Source organism: Rhizobium sp. NXC24 (assembly GCF_002944315.1).
In the GTDB taxonomy this organism is placed as follows: Bacteria; Pseudomonadota; Alphaproteobacteria; order Rhizobiales; family Rhizobiaceae; genus Rhizobium.
In genome coordinates this window covers 1,369,556-1,387,801 of record NZ_CP024311.1, presented here as the reverse complement: position 1 = coordinate 1,387,801, position 18,246 = coordinate 1,369,556, and the positions used below count along the sequence as shown (strand labels likewise).

Here is an 18,246-nt window from a genome sequence, read left to right as displayed (position 1 = left end):
GGGAAAAGCCCATGTTTCTCAGAGTGCTCAGCATATCTCTCCTCACTGTCGGCATGGTCACGACAGCTATGGCAGCGTCAAGCGGTCATGGAGCTGGCGGCGATCGCGGTGGCTGGGGCGACAGTCCGGGCGCGGACGACCCTGGCAATTATCGCAACACCATTGTCGGTGATCGCGACACGAGCGACACGGTGGAGAAGGACCCGAACGCATGCTGGACGCTCCCTCGCTCCGCCGATGGAAAATCCATCGTTGCGCCGAGCCAGGCTAATCCCACTGTTCCACGCAGGTGCAACTGACCTCTGAAAATCATAACAGAAACTCAAACGTTGCAGGTTGTCAGCTTTTCCGGCGCGACCTCTGTCTTACCGCACCTGATCGAGCAAGCGCTTGCATTCCAGCAGGTCATAAAGCGTTTCCTGCAGCAGCGCCCGATCTTCCTTGCCGACGCTCGACTTGCCGATGGAAACATCGGGAGCTTCGTCTTCACCGCTGACGAAGTTGAAGAAGCGACGGCTGATCGGCGCCTTGGGACGGCCGACGATTTGGTCGTCGTCCGGAGAGCCGACGCGCGGCTCGGCTACGACCGGCTCCTGCGCAGTGGCCAGCGCCTCGACGCTCGCAAGATCGCCATGGCCGACGGCGATGACGAATTTGTTGCCATTGGTCTTCAGAAGCTTCTGAACGCCCTTGATCGTATAGCCGTGGTCATAGAGCAGATGACGGATGCCGTTCAGCAGATCGACGTCTTCCGGGCGATAGTAGCGCCGGCCGCCGCCGCGCTTCATCGGCTTGATTTGCGGGAAACGGGTCTCCCAGAAACGCAGGACATGCTGCGGCAGATCAAGGTCTTCCGCGACTTCGCTGATCGTGCGAAATGCATCCGGGCTCTTGTCCATCGTCATACCCCCACAGCATGGTTCCGGCGCCAGTCAGGCCGGATCATGCGAAACCCGATATCCGCACCGCGCCTTATCGCGATACGACTCATCATATTTCAACGGTTTGCCGGGAGAAATTCAAGTCGCCTCTTCAGCTCTTTCACAAGCAAGCCGAAAAATAACCGCGAACAGTCTGGAAAACTGCGTGCCAGAGCACATGCCCCGGCACAGCCAATATCTGTTTTGATGGATCAGGAAACGGGATTTGCCGGCCGGACTTTCGCCTTGCGGCTGGCATGGGCCTTCAGGATACGCGTCTTAAGGACGTTGGACGCCTTGAACGTCATCACACGGCGCGGAGAGATGGGCACCTCTTCGCCGGTCTTCGGGTTTCGACCAATGCGTTCGTTCTTGTCGCGCACCTGAAACGTCGCGAAGGAGGAGAGTTTTACCGTCTCGCCACGCACGATGGCGTTGCAAATTTCATCAATCACCGTTTCGACCAGTTCCGCCGACTCAGTCCGGGAGAGGCCAACTTTCCGGAATACCGACTCCGCCAAGTCCGCGCGCGTCACTGTCTTGCCCGTCATAGTTCCCCGCCCATATTGCTACGTAATTTTATCTAAGCTGCAAGAGACTATTGCCCTTGCACCAAACGGTCAAGCTCTTGTTAGGAATCGGATTTTAGAGACGCGGCCTACCAGCGCAGCAGGACGGCGCCCCAGGTAAAACCGCCCCCCATGGCTTCCAGCATCACCAGATCGCCCTTCTTGATCCGGCCGTCGCCTGCCGCTACGGCAAGCGCAAGCGGGATCGACGCCGCTGACGTATTGCCATGGAGATCCACGGTAACCACAACCTTCTCGGGAGCAATTCCGAGCTTCTTGGCTGAGCCGTCGATGATGCGGCGGTTTGCCTGATGCGGCACCAGCCAGTCGAGATCGTCCGCTGTCACTTCCGCCGCTTCGAAGGTGGCCTGGATGACATCGGTGATCATGCCGACGGCATGTTTGAACACTTCCCGGCCTGCCATATGCAGCACGCCAACCGTTCCTGTCGAGGAAGGGCCGCCATCGACGTAGAGCTTGTCCTTGTGGGCACCGTCTGAACGCAGGCTCGCTGTCAGCACGCCACGATCAGTGCTGACGCCGGTCCCCTCGCCTGCTTCGAGGATCAGCGCGCCGGCACCGTCGCCGAAGAGGACGCAGGTCGTGCGGTCCGTCCAGTCGAGAATGCGGGAGAATGTTTCGGCGCCGATGACGAGCACGCGCTTGGCAACGCCGCCACGAATATAGGCGTCGGCGGTCGTCACCGCATAGACGAAGCCCGAACAGACAGCCTGGACATCGAAGGCAAAGCCATGATGCATGCCGAGGCGGTTCTGGATGTTCACCGCGGTGGCGGGAAAGGTGTTATCCGGCGTCGAGGTGGCGACAATGATCAGGTCGAGATCGTCGGCCGTCAGGCCGGCATTGGCAAGGGCTGCCCGCGCCGCCTGCTCACCGAGCGAGGCGGTGGTTTCGCCTTCGCCGGCAATGTAACGCTGGCGGATGCCGGTGCGCTGGATAATCCAATCATCGCTGGTGTCGACGACTTGCTCCATCTCGCGATTGGTCATGACGCGCTTGGGGAGCGCCGAGCCAAATCCGCGAACAACTGAACGGATCATTCTTGTTATACCCCGTCGCTCATGCCGCTTCCGGTCCGATCGGCGGCTGCCGTTTGGCATGATATTTTTTCAGATCGTTTTCTATCTTTTGGGTGAGGCCATTCTTGGCCATGTCATAGCCGACATCGATGGCCGCCGCAAAAGCCTCGGCATTGGCGCCGCCATGGCTCTTGATGACGATACCGTTGAGGCCGAGGAAGACGCCGCCATTGACCTTGCTCGGATCGAGCTTCTCGCGCAGCAGGTCGAAGGCGCCCTTGGCAAAGATATAGCCGATGCGGGCCAGCAGCGTGCGCGTCATGGCCGCGCGCAGATAAGCGCCGATCTGCTTTGCCGTGCCCTCGGCCGCCTTCAATGCGATATTGCCGGAGAAACCCTCCGTCACCACCACATCGACGGTGCCCTTGCCGATATCGTCGCCCTCGACGAAGCCGAAATATTCGAGCGATTCGAGATTGGCTTCGCGGATCAGGCGGCCGGCTTCCTTGACGTCTTCCTGGCCCTTGATTTCTTCAACGCCGACATTCAGCAGGCCGATGGTCGGTCGCTCGATCTCAAAGAGCGCGCGCGCCATGGCGCCACCCATCAAGGCGAAATCCAGCAATTGCTGCGAATCGGCGCCGATGGTCGCGCCGACATCGAGCACGATGCTTTCGCCCCGCAGCGTCGGCCAGATTGCGGCGATCGCGGGACGTTCGATGTTGGCCATCGTGCGCAGGCAGAATTTTGCCATAGCCATCAGCGCACCGGTATTGCCGGCGGAAACGACGACATCGGCGTCGCCGACCTTCACTGCCTCGATCGAGCGCCACATGCTGGAAATATAGCGGCCGCGGCGCAGGGCCTGGCTCGGCTTTTCATCCATGCTGATGGCGACATCGCATTCATGAAAGACGGATTTTTCCCGAAGTTTCGGATATTTGCCGAGGACCGCTTCGCAACGATCCTTCTGGCCATACATGACGAACGTAATGTCGGGATGCCTATCCAGCGCCTTGGCCGCGCCAGGAATGACAACCTCAGGGCCGAAGTCGCCACCCATTAGGTCAAGAGAAATTCTGATCACGCGTCCCTAGTCCTTTTTGTCCGCCGGGCCCGGCGAATTTGGCGTCAAAATACCGGTTTCTCCTCGCGTTACAACTGAATTGTGTTCAATTGCCAGAGGGGTCTATTCCTTTTTCCAGTCTTTCAGGACAGCGAAAGGCGACGGTTTCTTGTCATCTTCACCACTGTCCTCGATATGACCTTCGAACTCGATGCCGGGCTTGCGCGGATAGGGATCAATGGCGAGCGCGGCAAATTCGGTAACGACTGCCCCGGCATCGATCGTATCGCCGATGAAGGTTTCCGGAAGATCCGGGCCGTCGGGGTCGAGCACCATTTCGCCTGCATCCATGGACGGCGCCCGCGCGAGCTTCGAATCCTCGGGGATGAAAATATGCTCGAAATCCTCGTCGATCTCCGATTCGACCGGCTCCAGCGTCACCACACAGGCCTGGACGATCTTTGCGCGAACATTGCCCTTGAGGCGGATGCCGTCGCGCTTCCAGCGGGAAATCTTCAGATCTGCCGAGAGGCTCTCCACGGAAAGCACATCCCAAAGCGCAGCCAAGCCAACAAGCTCCCTCTTGTCGGCTTCGAGATGCACGTCCACCGGGTTGGCGGAGATATGGCCGACCTTCACCGGATAGGAAAAGGGCGTTTCGTCGGAGTTGGTTCTTTTCATTTTTGTCTCCTAAGGTGCGTCTTTGCCGATTTCAGGCGGCTGCGGCAGCGTTGCGGAGCCGGTGGCGATCTCGGTTTCTGCGATCCCTGACAGATGCGTCTCGGCGGTCATCATCCAATCCGCAAGAGCAATCATCGAGGGAGCTCCCTCGCCTGCCTTGGGATAGATATTGCGCCGGAGGGCAGCGGCCAGCGCGACACGGTCGTTCCCGTCCATCGCGGCGGCATAGCTCTCCAGCCGCCCGTAAAACATACCGGCCAGTTTCTTCATCCGCTTCGGCACGCTGTTGTCGCCGATTCCGAGTTCGCGGATCGAATAGTCGATATCCTCAAAAAAGGCATCGACGATTTCCTGGGCAAGCTCCTGGCCGCTGGTTTCAGACGAACGTGTACGGCGGAAAAATAGGATCATCACCGCCGACAGCAGCTCGAAACGACCCATCACCGTGTCCGGCACATCATAATCCGTATAGAAAACCGGCAGGCGCGCCATCGCGGTCAGGGTGTCATATTGCCTGACGACGATGAGCTGGTTGTGATTTCTTTTGCGGAAGAGCCCAAAAATCATGAAAATTCCCGGAATTGGCTCATTCAGAGCGCCCCGTTGCGCTCGGCCTTGTTGCATCCACTTGAAAGCTGGTTTACCGAAGCAGGCGCGAATTGCAATGCCGTTTGTGCCCGCTTCAAGGTCCCGCCCCAGCCGTCGTCACTCTCCGTGCATGATTGGTGATGAAGAGTGCCGAACAACATCGTTGAGCCTTCCGCAATCGCGGAATGGCCACAATGATGTGCACAGCAAGGTCATATCGGCCGTTCGGCCATCGGTTTGATTCATTAGGGGAGATGAGATGTCGTTGACGAGACGGTATTTCAAGTCTGACAGAACTTTCATCAGTAGTGCCGCTATCGCTCTGGTGATTGCCACCGCGGGGCTCGCGGGCTGCCAGACCAGCGAGGTCATGAACAACGGCTACATCTTCGACCAGCAAGCGCTCAATCTCGTGCCCGTCGGCTCGAGCCGCGAGCAGGTGCTGCTTTCGCTCGGCACGCCGTCGACGACGGCGACCTTCGATGGCGAAGTCTTCTATTACATCTCCCAGAAACGCACGCGCGCCGTGGCCTTCATGAAGCCGAAGCTGGTCGACCAAAACATTCTGGCGATCTATTTCGACAAGGACGGCGTGGTGAAGCAGGAAGCCAACTACACGCTGAAGGACGGCCGGGTTTTCGACATGATCAGCCGCACGACGCCGACCGGCGGTCGCGACATGACCTTCCTGCAACAGATCCTGCAGGGCGGCGGCAACGGCATCAACGGCGCGAAGAACTTCCTCAACAACCTCAACGCCGGCCAATAAGCTGGCGATACCCCATCAAAAAACCCGCGAAGCGCAGGCTTCGCGGGTTTTTCATTTGTTCAGCCCTCGCTCTTATCCGGCGAGAACGGCAAGCAGCAGCAGCGCGACGATATTGGTGATCTTGATTGCCGGGTTGACGGCGGGACCGGCTGTGTCCTTGTAGGGATCCCCGACAGTGTCGCCCGTGACGGAAGCCTTGTGCGCCTCCGAGCCCTTCAGGTGACGCGCACCATCCTTATCGACGAAACCGTCTTCGAAGCTCTTCTTGGCATTGTCCCAGGCACCGCCGCCCGACGTCATGGAAATGGCGACGAACAGGCCGTTGATGATGACGCCCAGCAGCGAGGCGCCGAGCGCGGCAAATGCCGAAGCTTTCGAGCCGGAGATCAATAGCACGCCGAAATAGACGACGATCGGCGCCAGTACCGGCAGCAGGGACGGAATGATCATCTCGCGAATGGCGGCCTTGGTCAGAAGGTCGACAGCGCGGCCATAATCGGGGCGTTCGGTGCCCTTCATGATGCCCGGCTTTTCACGGAACTGCTTACGCACCTCTTCGACGATTGCGCCGGCCGCACGGCCGACGGCCGTCATGGCGATGCCGCCGAAGAGATAGGGAATCAGGCCGCCAAACAGCAGGCCGGCGACGACATAAGGGTTGGAGAGATCAAAGGATATCGTACCCACATTCGTGAAATAGGGGAACTGATCGCCATGGGCCGCGAAATATTTCAAATCGTTCGAATAGGCGGCAAAGAGCACCAGAGCGCCGAGACCGGCCGAGCCGATGGCATAACCCTTCGTCACCGCCTTGGTGGTGTTACCGACAGCGTCCAGCGCGTCGGTCGATTTGCGCACTTCCGGCGGAAGATGCGACATTTCGGCGATGCCGCCGGCATTGTCGGTGACCGGACCGAAGGCGTCCAGCGCAACAATCATCCCGGCGAGACCGAGCATGGCTGTGACCGCGATACCGGTGCCGAACAGGCCGCCGAGCTGATAGGTGGCAAGGATACCGCCGACGATGACGATTGCCGGCAGTGCCGTCGATTCGAGTGAAACGGCGAGGCCCTGAATCACGTTGGTGCCATGGCCGGTGACCGAGGCCTGGGCGATGGAATTGACCGGGCGCTTGTTGGTGCCGGTATAATATTCAGTGATGACGACGATCAGCGCCGTGACGATCAGGCCGACGATACCGCAAAAGAACAGCCTCGTGCCGGTGACTTCGAAACCTGCGGTAGCGCCGATCGAACCCCAGCCGACGGTCACAGACGTGGCGGCAGCAAGACCAATGATCGACAGAACGCCCGTGGCAATCAGGCCCTTGTAGAGCGCGCCCATGATCGAGCCGTTTACGCCGAGCTTGACGAAGAAAGTGCCGATGATCGAGGTGATGATGCAGGCGCCGCAGACCGCCAGCGGATAGATCATCGCGGAGGCGAGAATTGGCGTGCCGGCGAAGAAGATCGCGGCGAGCACCATGGTCGCCACGACGGAGACCGCATAGGTTTCGAAGAGGTCGGCGGCCATGCCGGCGCAGTCTCCGACGTTGTCGCCAACATTGTCAGCGATGGTGGCGGGATTGCGCGGGTCATCCTCGGGAATGCCGGCTTCCACCTTGCCGACGAGGTCGCCGCCGACATCGGCGCCCTTGGTGAAGATACCGCCGCCGAGACGGGCAAAGATCGAGATCAGCGAGGCGCCGAAGCCGAGCGCCACCAGCGCATCGATGACGTCGCGCGAGCCCGGCTCATGGCCGAGAATACCCGTCAGCACGTAGAAATAGATGGAGACGCCGAGCAGAGCGAGGCCGGCGACCAGCATGCCGGTGATGGCGCCCGACTTGAAGGCGATGTCGAGGCCGGCCGACAGGCTATGCGAGGAGGCCTGTGCGGTGCGGACATTGGCCCGCACGGAGACATGCATGCCGATGAAACCGGCGGCACCCGACAGGATAGCGCCGATCAGGAAACCGATGGCGGCTTCGCCCGACAGGAGCAGCCAGGCCAGGATGAAAACGATGACGCCGACAATGGCAATGGTTCTGTATTGACGCGCCAGATAGGCTTGCGCGCCTTCTCGAATATAGCCTGCAATCTCCTGCATGCGTGCATTGCCCTGGTCGGCTGACAGCACCGACCGGGTTGCCCAGACGGCGTAGATCACCGAGAGCAGTCCGCACGCGATAACACCTAACAGAATCGACATTTCGCTTTTTCCCTCCAAAAAAGCCGGCGGTTCACTCCCCCTCCGGCCGCCCGCGACAATGGCCTGCCCCCTCCTCCCAAGGGGGTCGGCAAATGTGCAAGGGGAGATTGCGTTTGGGAAAACGTCGCGTCAAGACCGCCCGCGGGTAAAACACCCGATGGAAGTTCAAAAGAATGTCGCTTGGTGAAATCAGGCGCGAGCGAAAGAAACGAAACCGGCAGGGATCAAGCGCCGGCCTGACGTCGGGCCTTATTTCTTGGCTTCGCTGCGAACCTGCTTGGCGATTCGGTCGAGCACGGCGTTGACGAGCTTCGGCTCATCCTCTTCAAAAAAGGCGTGAGCGATCTCGACATATTCGGTGACGATGACCGGGACCGGCACGTCCTTGCGGTCGAGAAGCTCGAAGGTGCCGGCACGCAGGATGGCACGCACGGTGCTGTCGAGACGCGATAGCGCCCAATCGTCCTGCAGGGCGGAGCCGATCAGCGGATCGAGCCGGGTCTGCTCGCGCACGACACCGGCGACGATGGAACGGAACCAGGATGCGTCGGCCTTCAGATAGGTCTCGCCGTCCAGCTCCTGTCCGAGACGGTGTGCCTCGTATTCGGCTACCACCTCCAACACGCCGGTACCGCCGATATCCATCTGATAGAGCGCCTGAACGGCGGCAAGGCGTGCTGCCCCCCGCTGGTTCGCGGTCTTTGCCGGTCGCTCGTTATCCTGATTGCTCATGAACTTATGCACCCAACTTTTGTTTCAGCGCGATCATCGTCAGCGCTGCGCGGGCGGCGAAGCCACCCTTGTCCTTGTCCGAGCGGCGCACGCGCACCCAGGCCTGATCGTCGTTTTCGACCGTCAGGATCCCGTTGCCGATCGCCAGAGATTCGCTGACGGCCAGATCCATCAGCGCACGCGAAGATTCGTTGGAGACGATGTCGAAATGATAGGTCTCGCCGCGGATGACCATACCGAGGGCGACATAGCCGTCATATTCGGTGCCCCCGTTGTCGGCGCCGTCAAGTGCCATGGCGATGGCGGCCGGAATCTCCAGGGCGCCGGGCACGGTGACGACGTCATAGGTCGCGCCGGCTTCTTCGAGCGCGGTCTTGGCGCCGTCGAGAAGAGCGTCGGCCATGTCATCGTAGAAGCGGGCTTCAACGATGAGGATGTGGGCATTGGTAGAGCTGGACATACGTCACCTGCTAAATGAGAGGGCGGGCAGCACCTTGATAAGGGCGGGTCAAACCACGGCGGGCCGCGCTTGGCAAGTGTTTTTCGGATGCCTGCGCCAATTCTAATCCGGATTTGAGGAACATTGATCCGTGCCAGAAATTGTATCTTCCGCCAGCTCACTCGCTTCGCTAATAATTTGCTACTGGCAGGGAGGAACCTGATGACAGAAAAAACCAGATGCGCTGTCAACCTCGGCGAGCTACACCTCGATCATTGGCAGCAGGGAGATTTTTTTGCCGGCAGCGATGTCTCCTTCGGCGCACTGCTCGGGCTGAAGGATCTTGGCATCAGCTACAATGAAGTGCCGCCCGGCAAATCCGGCTGTCCATTTCACAATCATCACGTCGAGGAAGAGCTCTTCGTCATTTTAGAGGGCGAAGGCGAATATCGCTTCGGGAGCGAACGTTTCCTGGTTGCGAAAGGCGATGTCCTCGGAGCGCCCGCCGGCGGCCAGGAAACTGCCCATCAGCTCATCAATATCGGCCCGAGCGTGCTGATCTATCTCGTCATCTCAACCAAAGCCAGGACGGAGATCGTCGAATATCCCGACTCCGGCAAGTTCATGGCGAAAACCAATCGCCCCGGCGAGGCGCCGCGACGCTTCAGCTTCATCGGGCGCGAAGACGGCGCCGTGGATTATTGGGACGGCGAGCCGGGAGCATAAACAGATGCACATGAACGCAGAAACGGCAGACAGGAAGGAAGCCGCTCCCGCCATGACCATAATTCCGACGCTGATGACCGAACGCCTCATCCTCCGCTCGCACCGGCTGGAGGATTTCGAAGAATATACCGCCTTCTGGACGCAGGAAGATCTTGTCCGCTACATCGGCGGCGAGACGTCGACGCGCGAACAGGCCTGGTCGCGCCTGCTGCGTTATGCCGGTATGTGGCACCATCTGGGCTTCGGTTTCTTCGCCGTCGAAGAACGTCAGAGCGGCCGCTTCATCGGCGAAGTCGGCTTCCTCGACCTGCATCGCGACATGCACCCGACCACTACGGAGGGGACCTTGGAATCCGGCTGGGGGATCACACCAGCGCTGCAGGGCAGAGGTTATGCAACGGAAGCCGTCAAGGCGGCGATCGCCTGGGCTGACGACACCTTCCCCGGCCGACGCATGACCTGCATCGTCGATCCAGAAAACAGGCCGTCACTGCGGGTCGCCGAAAAGGTAGGATTCCGCCGGATCGGCGAAGTCTTCTATAAGGACAAGCCCAACGTCATGTTCGAGCGGTAGTGGCGGAACCGACCGCGGAGATTGGGGCCGCGAGAAACCTACAATCAGCTTTCCCGCGCCACCGGGAATTCCGCCAGCCTTGCGGCATAGCGGGCCATGGTGTCGACTTCGAAATTGACGAAATCGCCGGCCTTACGTTCGCCCCAGGTGGTGACCTCCAGAGTGTGGCGGATCAGGAGCACGTCGAAATCCGTGCCGTCGACGGCGTTTACCGTGAGCGACGTGCCGTCGAGAGCGATCGAGCCCTTAGGAGCAACGAATTTTGCGAGATGCGCCGGGGCGCGCAGGCGAAAGCGGGTGGCGTCGCCCTCCGCCGTCACCGACAGGATTTCGGCCTTACCGTCGACGTGGCCGGAGACGATGTGGCCGCCGAGCTCATCGCCGATCTTCAGCGAGCGCTCGAGATTGATATGGCTGCCAGCCTGCCAGGTGCCGATGGTGGTCAGCCGCAGGGCCTCTTCCCAGGCCTCCACTTCGAACCAGCGGCCGTTGCTGCCGGCTTCCGGCAGGCCCGTCACCGTCAGGCAGACGCCGGAATGGGAGATCGAGGCACCCATATCGATCGTTGCCGGATCGTAATTGGTGGCGACCCGCAGCTTGATGCCTTCCTTGAGAGGGGAAACGGATTCGATCTTGCCGATATCGGTGACAATTCCGGTAAACATCAAAAACCTCTTTCAAATTCGTCGCAGCGATCATCGCCAAACCGGCTCGCGCGGATATGCCTGAAACTGGGTGGGATATTGGTCTTCGTGATCGGCGATGCAATACCACCCTCGCCGATGGTAGCCGGCCCCTGGAACAGAAGGATGCGGTCGACGAGGTCGGCATCAAGGAAGCGCTGCGCCGTCCTTGCCCCGCCTTCAACCAGCAAAGAAGAGATGCCGCGCGTTCCCAGCGCTTCAAGCAGCTCCCCCAACTCGCCGGAATCGGATTGCAGCACTTCAGCGCCGGCGGCATCCAGCGCGGCGCGGCGGCCCATGAAGGCCTTGTCAGTGTTTTCATCGAATGGCGGCGGATCGCCGGCGACGATCATCAACCCATATTGCTCAGCCGTCTTCACGAGCTTGCTGCCAAGCGGAAGCTGAAGCTGGTCGTCGATGACGATACGCAATGGCGTACGGCTTTCTAGCCCCGGCAGACGGCAGGTCAATTCCGGATCGTCTGCCACCGCCGTGCCGATGCCGACAAGAATCGCGTTGCTTTCGGCGCGCAGGACCTGCACCTGGGCGCGGGCGATATCGCCGGTGATGCGCACCTGCCCCTCGCCGGTTTTGCCAATCATCCCGTCTGCCGAAACAGCAAGTTTGAGAGTCACATACGGCCGTTTTCTCGTCTGGCGCATGAGGTAGCCGGCAAGAGCACGCCTGCCCTCCTCCTCGAGAATACCGGCATCGACCTCGATCCCCGCCTGCCGCAGCAGCGCGATGCCGCGGCCGGAAACACGCTGATCGGGATCGGTGACGCTGATGACGACGCGGGCGACGCCGTAGGCGATGAGCGCCTCGGCACAGGGCGGCGTCTTGCCGTGGTGCGAACAGGGTTCGAGGGTGACGTAGGCCGTGGCGCCCCGCGCCGCTTCGCCGGCCTCGGCCAAAGCTTGCGGCTCGGCATGCGGCCTACCGCCAAGCGCGGTAACGGCGCGGCCGATGACAGCACCATCCTTGACAATCAGACATCCGACGGACGGGTTGGTGGAGGTAAGCCCCAGATGCGTGCGCGACAGACGGATCGCCGCGGCCATGAAACGCTCGTCTTCAGGCCGGAGCGCCATGGTCAGGGATCCAGCGGATCGCGGGCGATCTTGGCGTTGATCTCGGTGATCACCTGCTCGAAATCCTCCGCATGCGAGAAATCACGATAAACGGAAGCATAGCGCACGAAGGCGACATCATCGAGGCTCTTCAAGGCTTCAAGCACCTGCAGGCCGATCTGCTCCGAACTGATTTCCGTCTCGCCGGAGCTTTCCAGGCGGCGGACGATACCGGAGACGGCACGCTCAATGCGATCGCGGTCGACCGGGCGTTTGCGCAGTGCGATTTCGAAGGACCGCACCAGCTTATCCCGGTCAAAAGGCACCTTGCGGCCGGTCTTCTTGATGACCATCAGCTCGCGCAGTTGCACACGCTCGAAGGTGGTGAAGCGGCCGCCGCAATCCGGACAAATACGCCGCCGGCGGATGGACGTATTGTCCTCCGCCGGACGCGAATCCTTGACCTGCGTATCTTCCGAACCGCAATAAGGGCAGCGCATGCGCTCTCCTTAGCCCATGTAGCCGTACATGGGGAAGCGGCCGGTGAGGTTGACCACCTTCTCGCGCACTGCGGCCTCGACGGCGGCATTGCCTTCATCGGAGTTGGCGACCTTCAGGCCATCGAGCACTTCGATGATGAGATTGCCGATTTCGCGGAACTCAGCTTCCTTGAAGCCGCGCGTCGTGCCGGCCGGCGTGCCGAGGCGGACCCCAGAGGTGACGAAAGGCTTTTCCGGGTCGAAGGGGATGCCGTTCTTGTTGCAGGTCACGTAAGCGCGGCCGAGGGCAGCTTCGGCGCGCTTGCCGGTGGCGTTCTTCTTGCGCAGGTCGACCAGCATCAGGTGGTTGTCCGTGCCGCCGGAAACGACGTCGACACCGCCGGAAATCAGCGTTTCGGCAAGAGCCTTGGCGTTCTTGACGATCTGCGCCGTATAGTCCTTGAACTCCGGCTGCAGTGCTTCGCCGAGCGCCACGGCCTTAGCGGCGATGACGTGCATCAGCGGGCCACCCTGGAGACCGGGGAAAACGGCCGAGTTGAACTTCTTCGCCAGATCCTCTTCATTGGTGAGGATCATGCCGCCGCGCGGGCCGCGCAGAGACTTGTGGGTCGTGGTCGTTGCAACGTGGCAATGCGGGAACGGCGACGGATGCTGGCCGCCGGCAACGAGGCCGGCAATATGGGCCATGTCGACCATCAGGTAAGCACCAACGCTATCGGCGATCTCGCGGAAGCGCTTCCAGTCCCAGATGCGGGAATAGGCGGTGCCGCCGGCGATGATCAGCTTCGGCTTGTGCTGCTCGGCCTTGCGCTGCACTTCATCCATGTCGAGAAGGTTGTCGCCTTCGCGCACGCCGTAGGAAACGACGTTGAACCACTTGCCGGACATGTTGACCGGCGAACCATGCGTCAGGTGACCGCCCGAATTGAGGTCGAGGCCCATGAAGGTGTCGCCCGGCTGCAGCAGCGCGAGGAAGACGGCCTGGTTCATCTGGGAACCAGAATTCGGCTGAACGTTGGCGAAGTTGACGCCGAACAGCTTCTTGGCGCGCTCAATGGCGAGCTCTTCGGCGATATCGACGAACTGGCAGCCGCCATAGTAGCGCTTGCCCGGGTAACCTTCAGCGTACTTATTCGTCATGATCGAGCCCTGCGCTTCCAATACGGCGCGCGAGACGATGTTTTCCGAGGCGATCAATTCGATTTCGTGCCGCTGACGACCCAACTCCTTGCCGATCGCGCCAAAGATTTCCGGATCGGTATCGGCGAGCGAGCGATTGAAGAAAGGTTCGGTGGAAGCATTGGTCATCGTGGAAGCTCCTGAACAGGCCGGAACGGCAATGGAGACGGTATTAGCGTCAGGGTAGCCCGAGAGCAATACGATCAGCGACATTTGCTGAGCATTCTACGATGGAGGTCCCCAGCAAAGAAAAAAGCCGCATCCGAGGACGCGGCTTTCTGAGACTGTCGTCGCTATGGCGCCGGATTATTGAACCGGCTGCTCCATGCCCTGTGTCGTATCCAGCGCTAGCTGGGAATTGCCGTCGAGCTGATAGATATCGTCGCGGAACTGAACGATGCCGTTGCCAGCGCCCCATGCGGAGATATAGACGAAATAGACCGGCACTTCCGTCGCCAATGTGATCGGCGTGTTGACGCGGGTCGAAATGACCTGCTCGATATGCTGGCGCGGCCAGCCCGGCGTTTCGGCAAGCAGCCAGTTCGTCAGGTCGCGCACGTTCTGCACGCGCACGCAGCCCGAGCTGTCGAAGCGCATCAGCTTGTTGAACAGGCCCTGTTCGGGGGTGTCGTGCATATATTCGTTGTTGGGGTTGTGGAAGTTGATCTTCGTAGACGCCATGGCGTTGTTCTTGCCCGGATCCTGGCGGAACATCAGGTCCGGCGCCTTGTCCGAATTCCAGTCGATCGTCTCAGGCGCAACTTCCTGGCCCTTGCCGTCGAGCAGGCGGATATTGTTCTTCGTCAGGTAGGTCGGATCCTTGCGCATCAGCGGCATGATGTCCTTGACGACGATCGAGCGCGGCGCCGTCCAGTACGGGTTGAGAATGACCTCGTAGATCTTGGAATTGATGAGGTGCGTCGGGCGTGAGATGCGGCCGACGATCGCCTCGTGACGCAGCGCCACCTGACCGTCCTCAACGGCTTCGATATAGGTCGCCGGAACGTTGACCATGACGTGACGTCGACCGAGGTCGGACGGGAACGTCTGCAGGCGAACGAGGTTGGTGTTCAATTGCTGCAGGCGGACTTCGGCGGGGATGTTCATCGCCTTCAGCGTGAATTCGCCGATCACGCCATCCGGCGGCAGGCCATGGCGGGCCTGGAAGCGCTTGACGGCGCCATCGACGTAGGAATCGAACGCCGAGGACATGCCGGCTTCCTTCGGCAGGTCGCCGGTGACCATCAGGCGCTGGCGGAGCGCCTGTACGGAACCGTCGGTGACGCCGAGCTGAAGCTGCTGCTCGCCAGGATTGATCTGCGGCCAGCCGCCATTGGCAGCGATGCTCTGATATTGGGCGATCGCCTGCTGGATGTTCGGTACGGAATCAGGCCCGAGGATCGGCGTGTTGGAAACAACCGCTGCGGCAGTGCGCGCGGCAGCCTTCGCATCAAACTGATCGTCCCAGTTGCCGCGGGCGCGGTTGTTGATCAGCGCATCGAGAGGCGTCTGGTCCTGTGCGAAAGCCGGGGCTGCCAAAGCGGCCACGCCAAAAGTTGCCGCAGACCGCAGGAAGGAGCGGCGCGAGAAGGGTTCAATTCCGGTTTTCTTCGACATATCCCACCGTTCGACGCTGCGACCCAATTATCCGCAGCCAAGAGAGAAAGCAGTAAATCACTGCAGCTCGCGCCAAGTAACGCAGCTCTGTGTCAATCCGTTGCCTTAGCGCACACTAAAACTTCGCTCCGGACCATCACAATATTGCGAGCCCAAAGCGCTAAGGCATGAAGATCAAGACTTGAAAAGCGCCGTTTGCCGTTCGTTTCCGCTGTCATAGCAATATGGCCAATTCGTGTCGCCCGGCATGAAACTTGCGTTCGCCTGCCGTAGCGGAAGAAACTCCATTTTGCGTTGCTAAAATACCACTAAATGATTGTGGTTCATAGCGCGTGCTAATCCGGCGTCAATGGCGCAGATGCAGCATACATGGTGTGCATCGCAACGTCGCGGCGGGGGCGTGGCAAAAAGCGCACAGCCGATGTGGGATCTTTTGCTCGGAACGAGCACAGCCGGACACGCAGGGAACGTATCCGGTCTGTTTGCTGGAGGTTCCGCGGCAACTCCGCCGCGGTGACTTACAGGCGATACAAAATCTGATCGTTCCAGAAGCGGTCGAGGCGCTGCAGGAGCTTGTTCATCTGGGTGAACTCGTCCGTGCCGATGCCGCCGACCTTGTCGATGGAGGCGATGTGGCGCTCGTAGAGCTTGGCGACGGTTTCGGCGATGTCCTGGCCGGTTTCCGTCAGGCTGATGCGGACCGAGCGGCGGTCGATGCGCGAGCGCTGATGGTTGATGAAGCCGAGGTCGACCAGCTTCTTGACGTTATAGGAAACGTTGGAGCCGAGGTAGAAACCGCGGGAGCGCAGCTCGCCGGCGGTCAGCTCGGAATTGCCGATGTTGAAGAGGAGCAGCGCCTGGACGGCATTGACGTCGTCGCGGCCTTGGCGGTCGAATTCGTCCTTGATAACATCGAGGAGACGGCGGTGGAGACGCTCTACCAGGTGGAGCGATTCCATATACAGACCACGGATATCTTCGATCTGCTGGTCCCGAGCATTCGCAACTGCCTGCGGCTTGATTTTCGTGTTCATCATGACTTGGCCTCACTGTTTTGTTTGGCGGTGTCGTTTTCTTCCCGCCTTGAGTGAGACCCTATCGAATACACATAAAATTCTACTTAAACTGCAGGCTTAACAGCACCTTACCAGGAAGTCTTGGTGTCTCAGGGTAAATCAACCATTACCTGCTGTTCGCGTCGGCGCTTCTCCAGCCAGAGCAAAACACGGAAAATACAGTAGAGCACGGCGACGCCTGCATGCAGGATGACGATCAACGGATTGGAGCCGAAAATCTGTGGCCAGAGGCCATACATCAGCGCCTGACTGCCAGCCGCCAGCACCCAGATAACCGGTCCCCAGGAGACCGTCAGCCATAGGCCGAGGGCGGCGACCGGGAAGACGACGGCCAGCCCGGCGCCCGCCACCTTCCAGGGCAGGTTGAGGAGATCGAAACGCGCCTGGCCGTCCAGCGAATAGCCGACCAGCATCGACCAATATTGCAGGCCAAGCCAGAAACAGGCGATCGCAATCAGCCGCAGGAACAATACGAACAGAATGTCGGTCAGCGTATTCTTGGGTATGGTCGGAGAATCGGGTTCCATGCGCAGACAATAAGTAGAAGGCCAAAGGCTCGCCAGCGCTATAATAGCTGCGGCCTTTCGCCGGGTTTTGTTTCCGGGGGACAGCGTGATAGGTACGCTGCTCACCAATTGAGGCCATAGATAGACTAAAAAGGATGGCGGCACCATGCAGGACAAGACGCATCTTGTTGACGAGATCACCGGGCACCGGCGCATGCGGCGCAACCGCAAGGCCGACTGGACGCGCCGCCTGGTGCAGGAAAACCGCCTGACCGTCGACGACCTGATCTGGCCGATCTTCCTCATCCCCGGCAGCGGCATCGCCGAACCGATCCCCGCCATGCCCGGCGTCTTCAGGCTGACGGTCGACAAGGCCGTAGAAGCGGCAAAGGAAGCAGCCGATCTCGGCATTCCCGCGCTCGCCACCTTTCCGAACATCGAAATGGAGCTGCGCGACGAGACCGGCTCGAACAGCCTGGAAAAAAACAACCTCATCAATCTCGCCACCGCCGCCATCAAGAAAGCCGTGCCGAATATCGGCGTCATCACCGATGTCGCCCTCGACCCCTTCACCAGCCACGGCCATGATGGCATTTTGCGCGGCAACGAAATCGTCAATGACGAGACTGTCGAGCAGGTGGCGCGCGCCGCCGTCTATCAGGCCGATGCCGGCGCTGATATCATTGCGCCATCGGAAATGATGGACGGGCGCATCGGTTTCATCCGCCGCGCGCTCGACGCCGCCGGTCACCAGAGCGTCGGCATCATGAGCTATGCCACCAAGTTCAGCTCCGCATTCTACGGCCCCTATCGCGAGGCGATCTCGACGGGCGGCCTGCTGAAGGGCGATAAGAAAACCTATTATATCGATCCGGCCAACGGCACAGAGGCGGTGCGCGATGCCGCGCTCGACGTCGAAGAGGGCGCAGACATGCTGATGGTCAAGCCCGGCCTGCCCTATCTCGACATCTGTTGGCGGCTGAAAGAGGCTTTCGGCCTGCCGACCTTCGCCTACCAGGTCTCCGGCGAATATTCGATGGTCAAGGCTGCCGCAGCCAGTGGCTGGATCGATGGCGAAAGGGTGATGCTGGAAACGCTGCTTGCCTTCAAGCGGGCGGGCTGTGACGGCATTCTCACTTATTTCGCACCGGAAGTGGCAAGACTGCTGGCAAAGAGGTAATTCCCGGCCACAAAGCTTATTGCATTTGCCGGACCTCACACCATATGTTCGGCAAATGTTTCCCTGCTGCCTGCGCACCCTATCGAACGCGCAAGGAATGCAGTGGGATCTTTAGGCTGC

General features: G+C 60.2%; 21 protein-coding genes. 5 read left to right on the top strand and 16 right to left on the bottom strand.

What is annotated here, in order from left to right:
- Window positions 1-11 precede the first annotated feature (11 nt).
- Window positions 12-299, top strand: coding sequence for a hypothetical protein (locus NXC24_RS06900; RefSeq protein WP_104822632.1), 288 nt, complete (start codon window positions 12-14; stop codon window positions 297-299).
- 66 nt (window positions 300-365) lie between these two features.
- On the opposite strand, the gene NXC24_RS06895 is transcribed toward NXC24_RS06900, so the two are convergent.
- From NXC24_RS06895 to NXC24_RS06870, 6 genes are all read right to left on the bottom strand, one after another.
- Window positions 366-905, bottom strand: coding sequence for a MerR family transcriptional regulator (locus tag NXC24_RS06895; protein WP_104822631.1), 540 nt, complete (start codon window positions 903-905; stop codon window positions 366-368).
- Between the two features lie 227 nt (window positions 906-1,132).
- A complete protein-coding gene (locus NXC24_RS06890) occupies window positions 1,133-1,471 on the bottom strand; it encodes an integration host factor subunit alpha (RefSeq protein ID WP_104822630.1) in 339 nt (112 codons plus the stop codon).
- A gap of 107 nt (window positions 1,472-1,578) precedes the next feature.
- A complete protein-coding gene (locus NXC24_RS06885; RefSeq protein ID WP_104822629.1) occupies window positions 1,579-2,550 on the bottom strand; it encodes a beta-ketoacyl-ACP synthase III in 972 nt (323 codons plus the stop codon).
- Window positions 2,551-2,569: 19 nt separating this feature from the next.
- Window positions 2,570-3,616, bottom strand: coding sequence for a phosphate acyltransferase PlsX (gene plsX, locus NXC24_RS06880; protein WP_104822628.1), 1,047 nt, complete (start codon window positions 3,614-3,616; stop codon window positions 2,570-2,572).
- A 102-nt stretch (window positions 3,617-3,718) separates the two neighbouring features.
- Window positions 3,719-4,276: a DUF177 domain-containing protein gene (locus NXC24_RS06875; RefSeq protein ID WP_104822627.1), complete on the bottom strand. Its 558-nt coding sequence runs from the start codon at window positions 4,274-4,276 to the stop codon at window positions 3,719-3,721.
- Window positions 4,277-4,285: 9 nt separating this feature from the next.
- On the bottom strand, window positions 4,286-4,900 hold the full coding sequence (locus NXC24_RS06870) for a ubiquinol-cytochrome C chaperone family protein (protein ID WP_199773535.1): 615 nt from the start codon (window positions 4,898-4,900) through the stop codon (window positions 4,286-4,288).
- Between the two features lie 223 nt (window positions 4,901-5,123).
- Here NXC24_RS06870 and NXC24_RS06865 point away from each other — a divergent pair, with 223 nt between their 5' ends.
- On the top strand, window positions 5,124-5,633 hold the full coding sequence (locus tag NXC24_RS06865; protein ID WP_104822625.1) for an outer membrane protein assembly factor BamE: 510 nt from the start codon (window positions 5,124-5,126) through the stop codon (window positions 5,631-5,633).
- Window positions 5,634-5,705: 72 nt separating this feature from the next.
- On the opposite strand, the gene NXC24_RS06860 is transcribed toward NXC24_RS06865, so the two are convergent.
- From NXC24_RS06860 to NXC24_RS06850, 3 genes are all read right to left on the bottom strand, one after another.
- On the bottom strand, window positions 5,706-7,844 hold the full coding sequence (locus NXC24_RS06860) for a sodium-translocating pyrophosphatase (RefSeq protein WP_104822624.1): 2,139 nt from the start codon (window positions 7,842-7,844) through the stop codon (window positions 5,706-5,708).
- A 249-nt stretch (window positions 7,845-8,093) separates the two neighbouring features.
- On the bottom strand, window positions 8,094-8,576 hold the full coding sequence (nusB, locus tag NXC24_RS06855) for a transcription antitermination factor NusB (RefSeq protein ID WP_104822623.1): 483 nt from the start codon (window positions 8,574-8,576) through the stop codon (window positions 8,094-8,096).
- Window positions 8,577-8,580: 4 nt separating this feature from the next.
- Entirely contained in the window at window positions 8,581-9,036 is a 456-nt protein-coding gene (locus NXC24_RS06850; protein WP_104822622.1) for a 6,7-dimethyl-8-ribityllumazine synthase, read from the bottom strand.
- Window positions 9,037-9,237: 201 nt separating this feature from the next.
- Here NXC24_RS06850 and NXC24_RS06845 point away from each other — a divergent pair, with 201 nt between their 5' ends.
- Window positions 9,238-9,741, top strand: coding sequence for a cupin domain-containing protein (locus NXC24_RS06845; RefSeq protein WP_104822621.1), 504 nt, complete (start codon window positions 9,238-9,240; stop codon window positions 9,739-9,741).
- Window positions 9,742-9,745: 4 nt separating this feature from the next.
- Window positions 9,746-10,315 (top strand): GNAT family N-acetyltransferase, encoded by a 570-nt coding sequence (locus NXC24_RS06840; protein WP_104822620.1) that lies wholly within the window; start codon window positions 9,746-9,748, stop codon window positions 10,313-10,315.
- A 44-nt stretch (window positions 10,316-10,359) separates the two neighbouring features.
- Here the strand turns inward: NXC24_RS06840 and NXC24_RS06835 are convergent, their stop codons facing one another.
- The 7 genes from NXC24_RS06835 to NXC24_RS06805 form a co-directional block, all read right to left on the bottom strand.
- Window positions 10,360-10,980, bottom strand: coding sequence for a riboflavin synthase (locus NXC24_RS06835; RefSeq protein ID WP_104822619.1), 621 nt, complete (start codon window positions 10,978-10,980; stop codon window positions 10,360-10,362).
- Window positions 10,980-12,089 carry a bifunctional diaminohydroxyphosphoribosylaminopyrimidine deaminase/5-amino-6-(5-phosphoribosylamino)uracil reductase RibD gene (gene ribD, locus NXC24_RS06830; RefSeq protein ID WP_104822618.1) on the bottom strand — a complete coding sequence of 370 codons (1,110 nt, stop codon included), beginning with the start codon at window positions 12,087-12,089 and terminating at the stop codon, window positions 10,980-10,982. Before ribD ends, NXC24_RS06835 begins: the two co-directional genes overlap by 1 nt.
- Window positions 12,090-12,091: 2 nt before the next feature.
- Window positions 12,092-12,568 carry a transcriptional regulator NrdR gene (gene nrdR / locus NXC24_RS06825; protein ID WP_028753312.1) on the bottom strand — a complete coding sequence of 159 codons (477 nt, stop codon included), beginning with the start codon at window positions 12,566-12,568 and terminating at the stop codon, window positions 12,092-12,094.
- Window positions 12,569-12,577: 9 nt separating this feature from the next.
- The gene (gene glyA / locus NXC24_RS06820; protein ID WP_104822617.1) at window positions 12,578-13,876 is read right to left on the bottom strand and encodes a serine hydroxymethyltransferase; all 1,299 of its coding nucleotides are present in this window, start codon (window positions 13,874-13,876) and stop codon (window positions 12,578-12,580) included.
- A gap of 177 nt (window positions 13,877-14,053) precedes the next feature.
- Window positions 14,054-15,364: a L,D-transpeptidase family protein gene (locus NXC24_RS06815; RefSeq protein ID WP_104822616.1), complete on the bottom strand. Its 1,311-nt coding sequence runs from the start codon at window positions 15,362-15,364 to the stop codon at window positions 14,054-14,056.
- 518 nt (window positions 15,365-15,882) lie between these two features.
- Window positions 15,883-16,398 carry a MarR family winged helix-turn-helix transcriptional regulator gene (locus NXC24_RS06810; protein ID WP_028753315.1) on the bottom strand — a complete coding sequence of 172 codons (516 nt, stop codon included), beginning with the start codon at window positions 16,396-16,398 and terminating at the stop codon, window positions 15,883-15,885.
- A 131-nt stretch (window positions 16,399-16,529) separates the two neighbouring features.
- Window positions 16,530-16,967: a DUF6163 family protein gene (locus NXC24_RS06805; RefSeq protein ID WP_104822615.1), complete on the bottom strand. Its 438-nt coding sequence runs from the start codon at window positions 16,965-16,967 to the stop codon at window positions 16,530-16,532.
- A gap of 145 nt (window positions 16,968-17,112) precedes the next feature.
- Between NXC24_RS06805 and hemB the strand changes: the two genes are divergently transcribed.
- Window positions 17,113-18,126 (top strand): porphobilinogen synthase, encoded by a 1,014-nt coding sequence (gene hemB / locus NXC24_RS06800; protein WP_104822614.1) that lies wholly within the window; start codon window positions 17,113-17,115, stop codon window positions 18,124-18,126.
- Window positions 18,127-18,246 lie beyond the last annotated feature (120 nt).